General features: G+C 49.5%; 16 protein-coding genes. 6 read left to right on the top strand and 10 right to left on the bottom strand.

Features of this window, described 5'->3' with window-relative positions:
* Nucleotides 1-31: 31 nt before the first annotated feature.
* Nucleotides 32-919, bottom strand: coding sequence for a hypothetical protein (locus EZMO1_RS06260; RefSeq protein WP_222842201.1), 888 nt, complete (start codon nt 917-919; stop codon nt 32-34).
* Between the two features lie 256 nt (nt 920-1,175).
* On the opposite strand from EZMO1_RS06260, the gene EZMO1_RS06265 reads away from it, so the two are divergent.
* Nucleotides 1,176-1,622: an adenylyltransferase/cytidyltransferase family protein gene (locus tag EZMO1_RS06265; RefSeq protein ID WP_222842202.1), complete on the top strand. Its 447-nt coding sequence runs from the start codon at nt 1,176-1,178 to the stop codon at nt 1,620-1,622.
* 168 nt (nt 1,623-1,790) lie between these two features.
* Here the strand turns inward: EZMO1_RS06265 and metG are convergent, their stop codons facing one another.
* Both metG and EZMO1_RS06275 read right to left on the bottom strand, forming a co-directional pair.
* Nucleotides 1,791-3,839, bottom strand: a complete 2,049-nt coding sequence (gene metG, locus EZMO1_RS06270; RefSeq protein ID WP_034874706.1) for a methionine--tRNA ligase — start codon at nt 3,837-3,839, stop codon at nt 1,791-1,793.
* A 174-nt stretch (nt 3,840-4,013) separates the two neighbouring features.
* Nucleotides 4,014-5,963: a PP2C family serine/threonine-protein phosphatase gene (locus EZMO1_RS06275; protein WP_034874704.1), complete on the bottom strand. Its 1,950-nt coding sequence runs from the start codon at nt 5,961-5,963 to the stop codon at nt 4,014-4,016.
* Between the two features lie 357 nt (nt 5,964-6,320).
* Here EZMO1_RS06275 and EZMO1_RS06280 point away from each other — a divergent pair, with 357 nt between their 5' ends.
* Nucleotides 6,321-6,791: a DnaT-like ssDNA-binding domain-containing protein gene (locus EZMO1_RS06280; protein WP_034874702.1), complete on the top strand. Its 471-nt coding sequence runs from the start codon at nt 6,321-6,323 to the stop codon at nt 6,789-6,791.
* 4 nt (nt 6,792-6,795) lie between these two features.
* Nucleotides 6,796-7,479 carry a replication protein P gene (locus tag EZMO1_RS06285; protein WP_034874700.1) on the top strand — a complete coding sequence of 228 codons (684 nt, stop codon included), beginning with the start codon at nt 6,796-6,798 and terminating at the stop codon, nt 7,477-7,479.
* 58 nt (nt 7,480-7,537) lie between these two features.
* Here EZMO1_RS06285 and EZMO1_RS06290 read toward each other — a convergent pair whose 3' ends face one another.
* Nucleotides 7,538-9,868, bottom strand: coding sequence for a hypothetical protein (locus EZMO1_RS06290; protein ID WP_034874698.1), 2,331 nt, complete (start codon nt 9,866-9,868; stop codon nt 7,538-7,540).
* Nucleotides 9,869-10,168: 300 nt separating this feature from the next.
* Between EZMO1_RS06290 and apbC the strand changes: the two genes are divergently transcribed.
* Entirely contained in the window at nt 10,169-11,278 is a 1,110-nt protein-coding gene (apbC, locus tag EZMO1_RS06295; protein WP_034874696.1) for an iron-sulfur cluster carrier protein ApbC, read from the top strand.
* Here apbC and EZMO1_RS06300 read toward each other — a convergent pair.
* Complete coding sequence (locus EZMO1_RS06300; RefSeq protein ID WP_034874694.1) at nt 11,275-11,868, bottom strand: NAD(P)H-dependent oxidoreductase; 594 nt, start codon at nt 11,866-11,868, stop codon at nt 11,275-11,277. The genes apbC and EZMO1_RS06300 overlap by 4 nt on opposite strands.
* A 13-nt stretch (nt 11,869-11,881) precedes the next feature.
* Nucleotides 11,882-12,322, bottom strand: coding sequence for a deaminase (locus EZMO1_RS06305; RefSeq protein ID WP_034874692.1), 441 nt, complete (start codon nt 12,320-12,322; stop codon nt 11,882-11,884).
* Nucleotides 12,323-12,547: 225 nt separating this feature from the next.
* On the opposite strand from EZMO1_RS06305, the gene EZMO1_RS06310 reads away from it, so the two are divergent.
* Nucleotides 12,548-13,036: a CBS domain-containing protein gene (locus EZMO1_RS06310; RefSeq protein ID WP_034874689.1), complete on the top strand. Its 489-nt coding sequence runs from the start codon at nt 12,548-12,550 to the stop codon at nt 13,034-13,036.
* 49 nt (nt 13,037-13,085) lie between these two features.
* Here EZMO1_RS06310 and EZMO1_RS06315 read toward each other — a convergent pair whose 3' ends face one another.
* The 3 genes from EZMO1_RS06315 to EZMO1_RS06330 form a co-directional block, all read right to left on the bottom strand.
* Complete coding sequence (locus EZMO1_RS06315; protein WP_034874687.1) at nt 13,086-13,685, bottom strand: OmpA family protein; 600 nt, start codon at nt 13,683-13,685, stop codon at nt 13,086-13,088.
* Between the two features lie 212 nt (nt 13,686-13,897).
* Entirely contained in the window at nt 13,898-14,923 is a 1,026-nt protein-coding gene (gene dapD, locus EZMO1_RS06325; RefSeq protein WP_201772187.1) for a 2,3,4,5-tetrahydropyridine-2,6-dicarboxylate N-succinyltransferase, read from the bottom strand.
* 257 nt (nt 14,924-15,180) lie between these two features.
* Nucleotides 15,181-15,567, bottom strand: coding sequence for an ArsC family reductase (locus tag EZMO1_RS06330; protein WP_034874683.1), 387 nt, complete (start codon nt 15,565-15,567; stop codon nt 15,181-15,183).
* Nucleotides 15,568-15,711: 144 nt separating this feature from the next.
* On the opposite strand from EZMO1_RS06330, the gene EZMO1_RS06335 reads away from it, so the two are divergent.
* The gene (locus EZMO1_RS06335; protein ID WP_034874681.1) at nt 15,712-16,695 is read left to right on the top strand and encodes a pentapeptide repeat-containing protein; all 984 of its coding nucleotides are present in this window, start codon (nt 15,712-15,714) and stop codon (nt 16,693-16,695) included.
* 9 nt (nt 16,696-16,704) lie between these two features.
* Here the strand turns inward: EZMO1_RS06335 and EZMO1_RS06340 are convergent, their stop codons facing one another.
* Entirely contained in the window at nt 16,705-17,256 is a 552-nt protein-coding gene (locus EZMO1_RS06340) for an aminoacyl-tRNA deacylase (protein WP_051789749.1), read from the bottom strand.
* Between the last annotated feature and the right edge of the window lie 56 nt (nt 17,257-17,312).

Genomic DNA, 17,312 nt, shown 5'->3' on the forward strand with positions numbered 1-17,312 from the left:
CAGGCATTCTATGCGTGAAGGCGCGAAAAAGCTATGGCTGGCCAAACAGCATTTCAGTGAATGTGTCGGAAACGGCATCGGACAGTTCGTTGATCCAGCTATATTGCCCTGCCATTTGAAACGTGTCGTAGGCAAAAGCGCCTTTTTTCATTACATACAGTGCAGTTCGGGCACCGGTATGGGTGAGGGCGCCATCTGTTGCGTCCTGTGAAGGCTGGCCGTAAGTATTTTCCAGATACTGGATGATAATGGTTGAGTGGTAGGTGATAATGTAGCCAACGATTTTAATGTGGTCTTCGACGGTGTTACTGACTATTCCCCGGACAGACCACTCGGATTCGCCTTCAGAGGAGTAATGGCCGCTCTGGTAATACTCAATAAAATCACCTGCGGCGTCGCCCACCGGGCTTAGTACCATGTTCATGATTTGCAATAACAAAAAGATGGGCAGAATTCTTGGGTACTTTGGGTAGAGGCTGAAGACAGTCAGTAATGGCAGACCTATCGATATTCCATCTTCCACCAGATCGTCCAGAGAGCTTTGAAAGAAATCACTGACCTGATTGGAAAAAGAGTCGCAGGCACGGTACACAATGTTTTGCAGACGTTCCTGATTGCTGAGTGGAACCGGCTGTTCAACAGTGATGTACCTGCAGGTTTTTCGCTTTATCCAGCTTTTGGGGCATTTTTGAAGCAGATCCGCGCTGTTTGCGAGCTGATTACCCGCCAGTACCTTACCAAAAGCAGGCTCATGGTTGCAGATCAGTGTGGACTGATTACCTGAAATATCCACCATACACAGCTTGTCATCCCTGAGGCTGGTGGCAAGGGTCTGTGGGTGGATGGCTGCCTTTGTTGTTGTGGCTGTTATCATCAGGCACGTCACTATCAGGCACGTCACTATCAGACATGTCTCCATCAGACATAGAAGGCAGCGTTTTTTCATTGCGGTATGGAATTCAGCCATTGGTTATCAGTTTATCAGCGCAGTTATTTATTGACCGGTTGATGGACGATAAGTTTCCGATCAGGAATTACCTTTGATAACTATCTGCTCGCAGGACTAATGGAGTTGCGTTAACCGTGTTTCGATGAACCTGACCTTCCGGACTACGAAGTCTGCCCTGCCTTATGATATTTTTGTCAGACTATCTGTTTTGGACAATCAAAAAGTAATGGACTCTATTTCTAACCAGAAAACCATCTGTATTTCCGGCGGCTTTGACCCGGTTCACATTGGCCATTTACGTATGATTCAGGCAGCAGCAAAACAGGGAAAAGTGGTTGTGATTGTGAACTCTGACGATTGGCTGTTGCGAAAAAAGGGCTATGTTTTTATGCCTTTTGCCGAACGTTGTGAGCTGCTGGAAGGCTTTGCCAGTGTGTCAGAAACGGTAGCAGTTGATGATGCCGACAACTCGGTATGCGAAGCACTGGAAAGATTGAAGCCGGATTACTTTGCCAACGGTGGTGATCGTAAAAACAATAACACGCCTGAGGTCGAGCTGTGTCAGCGCCTGGGCATTGAACTGTTGTGGAATGTGGGCGGTGGAAAGATTCAAAGTTCGTCGGAACTGGTGAATTTTAATGGAAATGGCGAAACGCCAAATCCATTGAAATAAACGGGATTATACCAATCAAAATAATTAGCTTCGTGATGAGCATGCCTTTTCAGCCGGTTAGGCAAGGCGGCGTGAGGAGCCATAGCCGTAGCTATGGCGACGAATGCCAACGCAGAATAACCGGCTGAAAAGGCAGCGCAATAGAATAGCTAATTATTGCGATTGGTATTACATCACCCGCATACCCGGCTGGGCGCCTTCATGGGGTTCCAGAATCCACAGCTCTTTTCCGCCAGGACCGGCAGCCAGAACCATACCTTCACTCACGCCAAACTTCATTTTGCGTGGTGCGAGGTTAGCCACCATCACGGTGTGTTTGCCGATCAGGGCTTCCGGAGCATAGGCTGATTTGATACCCGCGAAAATGTTGCGGGTTTCAGCTTCACCAATATCCAGAGTCAGGCGCAGCAGTTTGCCAGCGCCTTCAACGTGTTCTGCGTTCACGATTTTGGCGATACGCAGATCCACTTTGGCGAAATCGTCAAATTTGATCTCTTCAGCCACCGGCTCTTTTTCCAGCCATTCATTGCTGGAAGTGGTGTCGGCTGGCTTTTGTTCAGCCATTTTTGCCAGCACTTCCTTGCTCGCTTCAATCATGTTGCCCACCTTGTCGGCTTCAACACGAGTCATCAGCGGTTTGAACTTGTTAACTTCGTGATCCAGCAACAGAGACTGGCTGTCAGCCCATACCAGAGGTTCAACGTTCAGGAAGGCTTCTGCTTTAACCGCCATCGCTGGCAGTACCGGCTTCAGGTAGATCATCAGCAGACGGAACAGGTTAATACCTGCGGTGCAGATGTTGTGCAGTTCCTGGTCTTTGCCTTCTTCTTTGGCCACTACCCAGGGCTTTACTTCGTCGATCCAGGCGTTGGCTTTGTCAGCCAGCGCCATGATTTCACGCATGGCCTTACCAAACTCGCGACCTTCGTACAGGGTGGCAATTTTGTCACCGGCTTTCTGGAAGTCTGCGGTCAGTTCCGGGATCAGGTTGTTGGCCGACAGCTTGCCACCGAAGCGTTTTTTGATGAAACCGGCATTACGGCTGGCAATGTTGACGACCTTGCCCACCAGATCGGAATTAACACGCTGAATGAAATCGTCAGTGTTCAGATCCAGATCGTCAATGCGGTTAGACAGTTTGGCTGCGTAGTAGTAACGCAGGTATTCCGGGTCGAGGTGGTCCAGATAGGTGCGGGCAGTAATAAAGGTGCCACGGGATTTGGACATTTTCTCGCCGTTAACGGTCAGGTAACCGTGAACGCTGACGCTGGTTGGGGTGCGGTAGTCTGTACCGTGCAGCATTGCAGGCCAGAACAGACAGTGGAAGTTAACAATGTCTTTACCGATAAAGTGGTGAACTTCACAGTCGCTGTCTTTCTTCCAGTAATCGTCGAAGTTCAGGTCGTCACGGCGGTCACACAGGTTTTTAAATGCCGCCATGTAACCAATAGGTGCGTCCAGCCAGACATAGAAGTATTTGCCGGGTTCGCCCGGAATCTCGAATCCGAAGTAAGGCGCGTCGCGGGAAATATCCCAGTCCTGCAGACCAGCGTCCAGCCACTCGGCCAGCTTGTTAGCGATTTCGTCAGAGATGGTGCCGGAACGGGTCCATTCTTTCAGGAAAGCATCGAAGTCAGACAGTTTGAAGAAGAAGTGCTCACTCTCTTTCTCCACGGGTGTGGCGCCGGAAATGGCAGAACGGGCGTTCTTCAGGTCAGCCGGAGAGTAGGTAGCACCGCAGGCTTCACAGTTGTCACCGTACTGATCAGGCGTGCCACACTTCGGGCAGTCGCCCTTGATGTAGCGGTCAGCCAGAAACATCTCTTTTTCAGGGTCGTAAGCCTGAACAATGTTGCGGCTGGCAATGTGACCTTTCTCTTTCAAAGCCAGATAGATGGCTTCGGACAGCTCGCGGTTTTCGTCGGAGTGTGTGGAATGGTAGTTATCAAATTCCACGTGGAATTCGCTGAAGTCACGCACACGCTCTTTGTTGATCAGGGCAACGGATTCTTCCGGAGTAATGCCCTGTTTTTCAGCATGCAGGCTGATGGCGGTGCCGTGGGCATCGTCAGCGCACACGTAGGTGCACTGGTTGCCGAACAGCTTCTGGAAACGAACCCAGATGTCGGTCTGAATGTATTCGACCAGATGGCCCATGTGCAGCGGCCCGTTGGCATAGGGCAGGGCGCTGGTAACGAGAATCTTTCTTTGGCTCATGCGTGTACTGTTTCGCTCGAACTGGCAGATATTGGAAAATAATCAGGCATTATACTGCATTGTGTGGTGGGAGCCATAAGGGGAACGGGAAGTGTTGTCAGGCAAGAATGGTCAGGAAGCCGTTCTTTGGGCTTGCTGACCATAAGGCCGGCTTCAGGACTCGGTTGCCGGATTTTAGAGCAGGTCTTTAACTCTGGTTACGATGACACTCAGGTTATCACCCGAACGGGCTCTAAAGGCGTGATCACGAATGCTGGCAGCCAGATTATCCGGCGTTATGTCGGGATTTTCGGCACACAGTTTATGCACCAGCCGTGTAATTTGCTCATTGGTTGCCACTTCAGGAATACCATCACTGAATTGTATCAGGAATCCGTTGGAGTCAAGTTCATCTTGATCATAAACGGTAACAAAGGGTTTTGGGCTGGTCACGCTATTGTAGTGGTGATCTCCGATAGAGGAGACACAGCTCATTCCCGGTTCTCCTTCAGGCGTATCAATACTTTTGACTCGAATCTGGCTTGGTCTGCTTGGATGGAGTGTAATGAGGCCTCCACGCTCATGAACCATTTTGTTAAAGCGTGATTCCCGGTTGTCAGGGTTATCTTCTGGTAGTAACTCTGCATCTTCAGACAATTGGATATAAGCGCCAGCTTCGGAAGGGGCTTTGGCAGGATTGACAAATAAAGACCGACTGTCGCCTGTATTAATGATGCATAAATGCTGACCAATAACTGCTGCAGCGTTGATAGTACTACCACCCAGCTTGTAATCGCCCTGCCTGTCCAGATCAACAATGGCTGCCTGACAGGCTCCCACCATACCGGTGGTTGTCAGTTCCCTTTTATTCATTGAACTAAGACGCTCAATAAGAGCCTTCGGAAGCTTTCTGGCACTTTCTGTGGCTGCGGAGTTATCTCCTTTATCTTGTTGACAATCGACAGTATGCCCATCAAGAACGGCGGTAATTCGAACCGGTGTCCAGTGACCGGCAATGATGCCATGCGCTTGTTGGGCAACAGTGACATCTTCCATACCATAAACAACATTACCGTCGGCGGCTGCAATGCCTGTTGCTGGTAGTTCTTTTGACATTATCTTGTAATGATCCGCGTACTCCCAACGCCCCAGTGGTTGCGTTCCGTCCAGAAGCCTTTGGAACGTTCCATGCTGCTTTTCATCGAACGCTTCATTTTCTCCTTGCTCTCTGGCTCTTTTCTTATTTACTGCGAGTTCTTCTTTAAGCATTGCTGCATTGGTGGTTATCTCGTAGTCAAGATCTTGCAACTCCTGAAGAGATAGCTTGTTTAGTTTGGGCTCTGACACAAAAGCACACTGCTTTTTAATGGTATCAACTGTTCGTCCATTGACCATCGTACTTTTAACTAACTGCTCCTTATCCGGAAGGTTGTTTAATCTGGCTGATAGAGGCCTGTTCATGAGAGTTCTTCTTCTGGCTGACAACTCCATAGCCAAATGATCCGAAATGTCAGACTCTTCTTTATTGTCTCGGTATGAGCTTGAAACCCTTATAGCTAACTCTTCCACGAACTTACTGTTGATTGAACAAAGCTCTTGAAAAAAGGCTCTTTCTTTAGCCTCGGATTCAAAATCTGAGTCAAACTTTCCGGAAAACGCCTGCTTCAGGTGGCTCATTAAGTGCTTGTAGTCGCCTTCACGCAAATTGGGTAGAACGGCATTTTTCTGATTATCAATTCGGTCATAAACACGGGCTTTAGGAAGGAAAGGCGTTTTTGCTGACTTTTCAATATCACCAACAAACGGTTTTAACCCTGATGGTGTTAAACTGCTAATAGCTTGGACTTGAATTCCTCTCTCAGATAAGTGGGTTCTTTCAGCATAAGTGTTCAGGCTGGCGGTCATATTGTTTTGATAATCAGTGAATGTTTTGCCTTGAGGATCTTTGACCGTCACTACCCAGGATTTTGTCCAACCCCAAGTCCCATCGGTTTGCCCGAACTCCTGATTGAACTCCTTTTCTGACATGACTCTTCCATTGTCAGACATGCCCAGTTGTTCCCCGGGCTTACTTTTTCCATACTCGCGAATAGTTTTGCAAAAATCGTACGCAGTCGGGTAAGCATTGAGTTCACTGGGATTCATAGCTTTATCTCTTGTTCTGGGTAAGGAATGTCTTGACTATCGGCGAACTCAGCGCAACCCTGATTAAAAATTGTCACTGTTGCTCAACCCGGCCTCGGGGTAAACTATTAACCTTACATACAAAGGCGGAACGTGCTGAACAGTGTAAAACTACGCATTGCTCTTTTGTTGACGCAGGAGCAGACTTGCCGCCCTTTTTTCTTTCAGAAATCCTGACGTTTTTCAGGGTTGTTTGTCACGACTGTTTGGGCAGAGCCGGCGGGATTCCCGGAACATCGCCAACAAGGGTTCGCCCGATCCATGTTTAATTTCAATGACCGGTAGACCGGAACCGGGAAGGCAGGTATTGTTAATTCCATGACCGAAGAGGATCGAAAACAGCGTTACATTCGTCAACGCAACGCCGGTGCATTGCCCTGGGAACTTGAAGATTCGGCACCTGTCGAACCGGAGCATCCGGTGTTTTCCCAAGGTATCCAGCAGGACGCTTCGGCAGCACCCGTTAATGAAGGTGCCCGGGTACAGCCGTTACCGGACGATTTTCAACCTGATCCGGTATACATCGAGTTTCTTGAAGTTCACCACGGCATTGATCGTGAGTTTACTCTGGCTCAGCTGGTTGAGTTTAAACTGTACTGGCGTGAGACGGGTGAAGCGCGCAAGGCATGGCAGAACAAGTTCAAGAACCATGTGATCTACCAGTGGAAGCGGAGCCAAAGTGAAACAGGGCAGAGAGCTAATCGATCAACAGCTGAAAAGCTTACAGACACCAGCTGGGCAGACGGCATACAGCTCGACTTCGACGACACCGACGACACCGACGACTGAGTCTGTGCAGGGGGCTGCTTCCGGCCCGGGTACTGATCAGACTGACAGTGCAGAACAGCAAAAAAATTACCGTTACGCGATCAACACCCTGTTCACCCTGCTGGAAGACGCCTACCCGTTAAAGTTCAAGCGGGCATTTCCTGCCGAAGAAGATCTGAACCGGGCCAAGCGGGTCTGGTTCCAGTCGCTGAAAGAATTTCACCCCCGACGCATTGTTAAGGCCGCTCAGAAAGCGCTGGATACCAGCAAGTTCTTTCCCGATCTGAGTGATATCCGTGAACTGTGCAAGCTGCGCTACGACGAAGTGGGACTGAAGGAACCTTTGCAGGCTTACTATGAAGCCTGTTACGCGCCCGTTCAGAGCCGCGATTATCACTGGTCGCACATTGCCGTCTATCTGGCTGCCAAACAGACCGGCTGGATGACGTTACGCAGTGAAGAGCAGCGCATTGCCTTGCCGATTTTCGAGCGCAATTACGAGATTATCTGTAATCGGGTGCTGGATGGCGAAGATATTGAAGCCGATATTTTTCAGGGGCTTGAAGACACTCGTAATAAAGAGGCGGTGAGGTTAGCAGACGAACAGGCCGAACAGGCCCTGCGTCAACAGATGGAAAAGCAAGGCATTGATCCGGATGCCGGACGCGATGCGTTTATTAAAATGCGTAAACAACTGACTGGTAAGTAACCATTATCTTTCCTGTAATTGGCTGGCGGCAAGATATTCCTGCTGACCGTTTACACTTTTATATATCAAAGTCTTTTTTCAGGGGTTGCATTTCGAGATTTTTCGATTGAACTGAGTGTTTATGTCTGTACTTGACATAGCAAATACCTACACCCAAAGCCAAAACTGAGCCAACGGTCGTCAATGCGATTTGCCAGTTGTTCAAGGTTGGCGAATGGTCGCTTTTCTTGTCACCCAAATGCTGACCATAACCTGCCAGAGTTGTGTTGTTGAATGCCTGTTGCATTTCTGTCACTGGACTTTGTGAGCCGGAGGGCTGTTTTCTCGCTGGTGATGGATCAGGATGGAGCCGGGTACTTTTAACCCGTCTTTCAACGGTCGGTGAGTGAGTTATTGTTGGTGTGCCCTGAAGGTTTTTCTGCGAATTTACCGATACAGATTTTGCAACGGGTGGAGGCGTTACCGATCCTGACAATGTCAGTGATCGGCTGCCCCTGTTTTTTTCCGGCTGAGAACCTATAACTGAGGCTTTGGCAGAGTCAGAAGACTTCGCAGGTTGAGCCGGTGTACTGAATATCTGCTTTTCCTGAGAGGGTGACGTTTTGCTTCTGTCTCTGTTGGTCAGTGAGTCGGACGGAATTGTGGTGGTTGTTTCCGGTAAGCGTTCGAAGGTGCCTGAGGTCATGGAGGGACGGTAGCCCAGAGCTTTTGTTGAGGTACTTTGCCCCTGATAGAGTTGTTGACTGACAGGGGGTGTGAACGAAGGCTTTATGAGTTGAGCAGGTTGTATTCCGGGGGCAACCATTTTTTTGGGGCAGATGGTCTTGCCGTCAGAAAATACAAATTCTCCAATGATATTTGTGTCCTCAAGCTGGAAGCACGGATGGTAGTCGCCCGCCTTGAACTGGTTAGTCCCGTCACCCGTCAGTGTGACAGGCAGTGTCAGGTCACGACGACGTTCTATGGCTACCCTCTCGCCAAGAAGCTGATTTGATTTGAGCACCAGCTTTAGATACCCCGTCAAAGACAGTGCCGCCTGATAGCCTTTTATCGTGTTACCCGTGAGATTGATTGTTGCTGGAACCTGCCAGTTTTCACTGCTCTGGCTGGGACCGGCAATGCTGATGCCTTTTGCCGGACTGTTACCTTCTTTTGTAGTGACAAACTGGTTGTTGGTTATGTCGACTTTTACGTGTTCAGGGAGAACAAGGCTGATAGCCTGAGGCGTTTTACCCAGAAGTTGATTATTTTTAAAGTCCAGGGCACGGATAAGCACGGGCTGTGGAGACGCATCCTGATAGGCAATGTCAATGCTCATTGCAGGTCCGGCTTCACCTCTATAACAGGTATACACCTGGTTGTCCGAAAAGCCAATCAGGTTTCTGCTGTTGAATAGTCTGGAATCCACGTCTTTTGATTGATCGGCGAGTGAAATGTCGATGGCAGGGTGACGAATCTGAAAGAACTCATTGCCGGAAATATTGACCATATAGCCATTAACCGGAACTTCCAGCGATTTAAAATCCAGTTCACCTTTTAGCATCTCTTCATGTATATCGTGGCTTTGGATATTGATATTCGTATGCCCATAATCAAATCTACAATAGTCTCTGTGTTTACTGGAACTGTAATGGTCGGTGGTTAATGTAGGTAACGTTGTTATGCCTGTAACGAGGATGCCTGCACCATGAAAGTGAATCAGCTCTGCTTTAGGCTGAATATGATAACTATAATGACCACTTCTTCTACAGTAATGGGTGACTACGATTTTTTTCTTCAGCCCTACAAAATAGTCATTTGCCAACGAGCCATTACTGCGATCAAGTGGAATCCCGATCAGTTTCTGCCCTGATTCCAGGTTGATCGTTCCCTTAATCTGGAACTGCTCCAGCCACTCATCGGGTAAGGTCGAAACATGCCCCTTCTGTTTTCCGGCAATGACCGGGACCGGTGTTTTTGAAGCACAATCTTCGTCTGCGGTGACAGGTGTTGACTTCATGCCAACGCCAACCAGAAGAAAAGCGGTATTGGCTGTTTCTTCCCATGGTTTGCCGGTATTGAAACCATTGATGCTTTCGTCGAGGTAGCTGCCGTTGACCGGAGTTTTGATGACGCACCGGTCAATGGCTTGTGGGGCACTGTCGAAGACTCGTTCCAATTTATCAACTGCTGCCTGCTTCATGACATCGGTAGTCAGCAGTTCTAAGTTTTCTACAATCCCTGAGCACAGCCTGTAAAGTTTTGGCTCGGCAGTGGCCGATGGAAGGGGGGATGTTGTGGCGTTGTAGGCTGGGGTTGAACCGGGGAGGGGGGTTGCTAAAGCATTTTCTGCCAACAGGATCGTTGTAGAAGCGATCAGGCATAGTGAGAGTGATAGTGAGAGTTTCATGGTTTCCTGATTACAAAGCAAAGCGGGCAGTCTCGTCTGTCAGTGCAGGTATTTTTAGTGTCATCTGGCTGCTGAATTAATACAAAAAGCAGGAGCTATCGTCTTTGTTAAGAATGATTTTGTTCGATGAGGAAGTATAGGTAAGATGTAACAAGATGCAAAATAAAAATCATTATCATTACCATTATCGTTTTTCTGCTATTCCGGCTTCTCAGATCGTAGTCGTATGATATTTTTTACTAAACGCTTCTGTTTGGTAATAATGCACACCTGATACGATTTCTTTGGAGCCAGGTGTTTATGAGTACACCCAGTCCTACTGTGATTAGCCGTTCCATGGTTGAAGCGGCCATCCAGTCCTACCAGGACCCTTATTTAAAACAGAATTTACTGTCTGCCGGTTGCGTCAAGTCCCTTGAGATTGACGGTGGCAAGGTGCAACTTTCCGTTGAACTGGGTTATCCGGCTGATGGTCTGGTGAATGGTGTGGCAGAATTGTTGCGTACCAAAATCAACAATGTTGAAGCTGTGGAAGACAGCAGTGTCAGCGTTAGCTGGTCTGTTGCTTCGGCGCCGGTTCAGGGTGAGCTGGAAGCTTTTGCCAATGTGAAAAATATCATTGCGGTGGCGTCCGGCAAGGGCGGTGTGGGCAAGTCCACAACGGCGGCCAACCTCGCACTGGCACTGGCGGCAGAGGGTGCCCGGGTGGGTATTCTGGATGCCGATATTTACGGCCCGAGTGTGGGGCTTATGCTGGGTATTGCCGACGGCACTCGCCCGGAAGTAAAGAACGAAAAGTTCTTTATGCCGATTCAGGCACACGGCATTGAAGCCATGTCCATGGCGTTTCTGATTACTGAAGATACACCGGTGGTATGGCGTGGACCTATGGTCAGTGGTGCGTTGCAGCAGTTGCTGACCCAGACCCTGTGGAATAACCTTGATTATCTGGTGATTGATATGCCACCGGGCACAGGCGATATTCAGCTGACGCTGGCTCAGAAAGTACCTGTAACGGGCAGTGTAGTGGTGACCACGCCTCAGGATCTGGCGCTGATTGATGCCAAAAAAGGTATCGAGATGTTTAACAAGGTCAACATCCCGGTACTGGGTGTGGTGGAAAACATGGCGGTTCATATCTGTTCCAACTGCGGACACAGTGAACACCTGTTTGGTGAAGGTGGCGGTACCCGCATTGCTGAACAGTTTGGTGTAGACCTGCTGGGGGCATTGCCATTATCGATGATGATCCGTGAACAGGCCGACGGCGGTGCACCAACCGTAGTGGCCGAGCCGGATTCACAGATCACCATGATCTACAAGGACATGGCACGCCGACTGGCAGCAGAACTGTCTCTGAAGAACAGTCAGGCAACCGCCGGGCCGACGATCTCGTTCTCGGATGATTAACGACTGAGTAGTTTCGGGAGCCCGGTTTTTAGTTTCAGCAAAAACCGCTCCCGCTGCTGCTGGGTATTTTTATCCATACTGTACAGTGCCAGCCAGTGAAACCGCCGGAAGCGGGTGCAGGTTTTAAGACACAGTTTCATCATCTTTCTGGGCGGATTTCCGATCAACTTCATACGCCACCATGACGAGCCCTGGGTGGTGATCACCACCACCGTTCTTATCTTTGTCAGCCCCGGTTCAACGACACCGGTATTAAACTTTGCGGCAATGCCGGGTAGCCAGACTCTGTCCAGCCAGCCTTTGAGGATGGCGGGCGGCCCTGACCACCAGGTCGGATAAACCAGCACCAGGGCTTCTGCCCAACGTAAACGACAGACTTCCTGTTCTATGCCCGTGGTGTTATCGCTGGTCATATAGCGCAGTCGTTCATCCAGACTCATGGTGGCGGTAAACTCTTGCTGATACAGATCCAGCACGTTCACCTCATGACCTGCTTCTACAAGGGTGCTTTCAACCTGAGCTTTCACGGCAGCATTAAAGCTTTCGGGATTCGGGTGGGCGTAGACCACCAGTATTTTTTTTGCTGTCATTGCTTCGGTTCAGTCAGGTTTCTGATGATTCAGCCAGAGGCACCTGTTCAATGGTGACTCCGTTTTCCCGGCAGAACTGTGAGAGCTCTTCCTGTGGGTTGCGATCGTACTGTTCATCATAAACAATGCGCTTGATACCGGCTGCCAGCAGGTTTTTGGTGCACTGGTCACAGGGGCTATGGGTGACGTAGGCCGTGGCGCCTTCTATGGCAGTACCACAGCGGGCAGCCCAGATGACGGCGTTCAGCTCGGCATGGATTTCATGCCTTAGTGACCAGTAATGGTGCTCTTCGTAATCTGCTTCGTTGCAGTTAATGTAGCCGGACGGTGTGCCATTGACACCCGTAGACAACACCCGGCCATCTTTCACCAGCAGGCAGCCGACCTGCAAACGCACGCACTTGGACAGCTTGGACAGCGATCGCGCCATCTCAAGATAAACAGTATCAGTCATAAATAGATCTGGTTTGGATAATCAGTAGATCATCGTACTTTAGCAGTATTAAAGACAGGGCATAAGTAGGCTTTCGTTGAATGATGACATTAGGAATGCCGCAGCAATAAACAGACCAGACAGGGGCAAATTCTATTGATCCAGATCACAATAGTGGTTTCCCGAAATCGGTCATACTGTACTCAAACCCGTTGCAGTTTCGACGCTTGAGCAGGAGGCCGAACCATGAATGAGGACTATTCTCTGCAGTCTGTCACCGCTGCACAGATCATGACCCACAAGGTGATCAGTGTTCCTTACGACTGGGCAGTGGATCGTCTGGCGAGGTTTTTTACTGATAAAGGCATTTCCGGGGCACCGGTAGTGGACGAATCCCGCCGTCTGGTCGGTGTGGTGACCCTGTCTGATATTGTGCGGCAGGCAGGCAGTGGTCTGGTGGATATGAAGCGTCGGGACGAAGAATTCTACAGTTCCATGCTGGATGCCGAGTTGTCAGAAGAAGACATGCGCGCTTTTCATGAAAGTATCGATCAGAGTGTTCTGGTCAGCGATATCATGACGCCCATGGTGTTTGAGGTGGAACCGGATACACCACTGGTGAAAGTGGCGGAAGCGATGGTTAAAGGCCGCATCCACAGGGTTCTGGTGACAGAAGGCAGAAAGCTGAAAGGGATTATCAGTGTGCTGGATATTTTGAAGGTGATGACTGACTGAAAAAGGTGGTGGAGCTGCCACCACCTTCCGCTTGTTAGGATGAGTTGGTTCAGTGTGTGAAACTGATGACTGCCCGACGGTTTTCTTCCCGCATTTCTTCCGTTTCATTACCTCTTACCGGTTGGCTTTCACCAACGCCCACTGTTTCAATGCGCTCTTCAGCTACACCGTGATTCATCAGCCATTGTTTTACCGCTTTAGCCCGACGTTCGGAGAGGTTCTGATTGTAAGCTGCGCCACCAATATCGCAGGCATGCCCGGTAATCATGATCCGGGTATCCTCGTTAACGTGATTCAGCAGTTCATTCAGCTTCATAACATCGCCAGACTGAATGGCTGTAGAATCAAAGGCAAAGTGCAGAGTGTTCATATTGCCCGGTTTGGGAATATCCATAACATCATCTGCAACAGGTTCTGACAGGGCACATGCTGTTCCTGAAATGACGGCGCCCGCTACTAAGGCTGCTCCTCCGGTGGCCCAGCTGTAGGCTGCAGCAGGGACGCCCATGACTACACCGCCTTTTGCTGCACAGGCTGCCCAGTGCTGGGAAGGTGCAGACGATTGCTTCTGGTTTGAGGTTGAGGCGCAGCCCGTTGTGAGCAGCACGGCCAGTATGATGAGGCTCGACTTCAGCTTCGAGATAATCATGGTACTTCTCCATCCATGGTTTTTTGTAGTCACATCCGAAAGCAGAAAACTCTACGGATGCTTTTGAGGTGAGTATAGGCATGGTGTGTACTGGCAATGGAGAAGAGGCGTTTTGCCAGCAAATCAGAGGAAATCGGGAAAAGTGTTTGAAAGGTTGTTATTTTTTTGACTGGAGGAGTGGAAAGCCCCACAGAGAGGCTTTCTTCAATGCCTTAGTTATGAGCGTGCAGCTCCTCATTCAAAGCAAAAGAGCTTTTATGAGTCAGGCATTCAATGGCACCGGTCTGGGAGTTGCGCCAGAACAGCAGGTTGGACTGTCCGGCCAGTGTTGAAGCCTTAACGGTTTCAACCGGCTTGCGTTCATTATCCAGCAGTGTCACTTTGGAACCCGCGGTCAGGTACAAGCCCGCCTCGATAGTACAATGATCGCCCAGGGGAATATTGACGCCCGCTTCAGCACCAATCAGGCAGTGACGACCAATGGAGACAACGATGTCGTTACCACCGGATAATGTCCCCATGGTACTGCAACCACCGCCCAGGTCAGAGCCTTCGCCGACCCAGATACCGGCGGAAATGCGACCTTCCACCATGCTTTTGCCTTCTGTGCCGGCATTAAAGTTGATAAAGCCTTCATGCATGACCGTGGTACCTTCACCGACGTAAGCGCCCAGACGTACTCGGGCGGTGTGGGCAATTCGAACGCCCGCCGGTACCACGTAGTCGGTCATTTTCGGGAATTTGTCGACGGAATTGACGCTCAGGTAACGACCTTCAGCGCGGGCTTTGATCTGACGCTCCTGCAGCTCCGACAGGTCAATGGCACCTTCGCTGGTCCAGGCCACGTTAGGCAACAGTGGGAAAATACCCTGCAGGTTAACACCATGTGGTTTAACCAGGCGGTGAGACAACAGGTGCAGTTTCAGATAGGCTTCCGGCGTGGTGGTCAGGGCGCTGTCGGTTTCCAGGAAAGTAATCAACCTTGGACGGTCACTTTCTTCCAGACTCAGCATAATGCTGGCCAGTTCCTGCTCTCCCAGATTTTCAAACAGCTCTTCCAGCGCGTGACAGGTTTCGCTGTCCAGCTCAATAAAGGTATTGCCACCCTCGTATTGAATCAGGTTCTGGATAGCTTCAACCAGTTTGGCATCCGGGTGCATGAGTGGTTTTGGATAGTAAACCTCCAGCCATTCTTCTTTATTGTTTTTAGTGCCAATACCAATGGCGAGGCTGAACAGAGTGTTGGTTGTGCTCATTGTGAATATGCTGCCTTGTTGTAAGTGGAAACTTGAATCCGTTGGTTACTGGGAGGCTGTCTGAGAATAGCGCCCGTAGCGAGGATGACAGAAAATTGAGGATGAAAAAGCGGTTTTGTAAGGAGAATAGCGAGCTATTTGACGAACAAAAGCGATTTTTCAGACCAATTTGCTGTCACCGCACGACTGCATGGATGCAGGAGCTAGTGCAACGCAGGAGCAGTTGCCGGTAGGGCAGTCTATTCTCTGACAGCCTCCCCGGTAATGGGGGCAAAAATCTGTTTATAAAGGTCTGGTTTAAAACCCAGATGTTTTTCAGAGCCGGTATCCAGCAGTGGACGCTTTATCATAGCCGGGTGTTCCAGCATCAGACAAAGAGCCTGATCTTTGTTAATTCCTTCTTTTTGTTCTTCGGGCAGTTTGCGCCAGGTGGTGCCACGTTTGTTCAGAAGCTCCTCCCAGTCCAGTTCTTCTGACCAGTTTTGAAGCTGCTGAAGAGTGAGTCCGTCTTTCCGATAGTCGTGAAAACGGTATTCAATCCCGTTGTCATTAAGCCAGCGACGGGCTTTTTTTATGGTATCGCAGTTGCTGATGCCGTAGAGAGTGATCCCGTGAAGCGTGGTCATAGTGTTTCCTGAAGTTACTCTGAAGCCCTTGCCGCGCCTACTATGCCTCAATTAACGAACGGTTGCGAGAACTTAACAGGCTCTGCATTAGTGCCGACACTATAGGAATGTATCACCATTCAATTTAATGAGGCTGACAGCATTATGCATTCCGAAGGGCTGCAATGTGCTTTTAAAGGTTCGTCTGGTCATGGTTGTAACGAACTACCAGAACAAGGCTCGGAATTCTGTTTCTGGCATTGCCCTGATATTGATAAATCAGGAATGGATCTCAGGGAACGTTTGGAAAACAGGGCAAGAACCGGGCGACCGATGGAAGGTTTCCTGCTGAAAGGGGCCAATCTTGAAAACGTTAATCTGGTTAACCGTGGCGGCAAACCTTTCCAGCTGGTGGAGGCCGACTTAAATCGTGCCAACCTGTATCGTGCGCATTTATATCAGGTCAATCTATCACGATGCAATCTACTGAAGGCAAATCTCGGTGGTGCTAACCTGCACTTTACTGACCTGACCGATTGCAACTTGCTTGGGGTCAACTTCAAATCGGCCCGGCTTGACGAAGTTTGCTGGGGAACTCATCTGCTGCAGGAACGTCAGGCGTATAAAAAACTGTGTAATGGACAGACTGAAGCTGCGCGACCATTGTTTGAGGAAGCGGAGGAAGTGGCGCGTAATATTCGACGCAGTTGTGAAAATCAGGGGTTGTTTGCCATAGCCGGTGATTTCTTTTACCGGGAAATGGTCATTCGCCGACAGAGTTACCCCGAATGGTCGTACGACAGAATATTATCAACACTGGTTGATGTGATCAGTGGTTATGGTGAAAAGCCGCGCAGAGTGATTTCGTTTGCAGCAGGTCTGATCTTCCTGTTCTCCTTTATCTATCTGTTGTTTGGGGTTCAGGAAGGCGGACGACTCATTCAGTATTCTTCAGACCAGTCTTTACTGGTCAATGCACGAACCTGGCTGGATACCTTGTATTACAGCGTTGTCACGTTTACCACATTGGGTTATGGCGATATTACCCCAATAGGCATATCAAGGCTTTTTGCGGCACTGGAAGCATTCACCGGTAGCTTTAGTATGGCTTTGTTTGTGGTGGTGTTTGTGAAGAAAATGACACGCTAAACATAATGCTCACCCTCCGGTTCGGTACGCTTCGGTTTCTTCCGGGTCACAGCTGATAGCGGCATGGGTTTGCCCCTGCAATAATTCTTTAAACTGTTCCCGTTGCATATGTACGAGTTCTCTGTGGTTGCCTGCTTCAAGGTAAACATCCTGAACCGAGTTAAGCTCATCATCCCAACAGGTATTCATGCCATAGGCAGCCCCCATCGCCGGAACAGCTCCGGAGTCACAGTCCGGGAACAGTTTTCTTAACTCTTTTTCGGTGGCCAGGCGCAGGTGTCTGTCCAGTTTAGTGTTAATCCAGCGCAGCATCAGTTTATTCATGGAAGGCATGATGGCCATCAGGTAACCCTGTTCATCATGGAGTACGACAGCTTTCGTCATATTCCTGACCGGTATGCAGGCGGAACGGGCGGTGTCCAGGGCGGTTTCAGAATAAGGGTGACAGACCAACTCGTAGTCGGCATGGTGTTCGTGAAGAAACGATTGCAGCTGCTGGGCAATAGCCATATCAGTAACCCCTGTCAGCATTTGCAGATCAGCAATTTGCAAAGCAATCATTGCAGAAACGCAAGCAACCTGACATCTGTGCAAATTAGAGATAAAAACTAAGTTTA

Source organism: Endozoicomonas montiporae CL-33, from assembly GCF_001583435.1.
Classification (GTDB): Bacteria; Pseudomonadota; Gammaproteobacteria; order Pseudomonadales; family Endozoicomonadaceae; genus Endozoicomonas_A; species Endozoicomonas_A montiporae.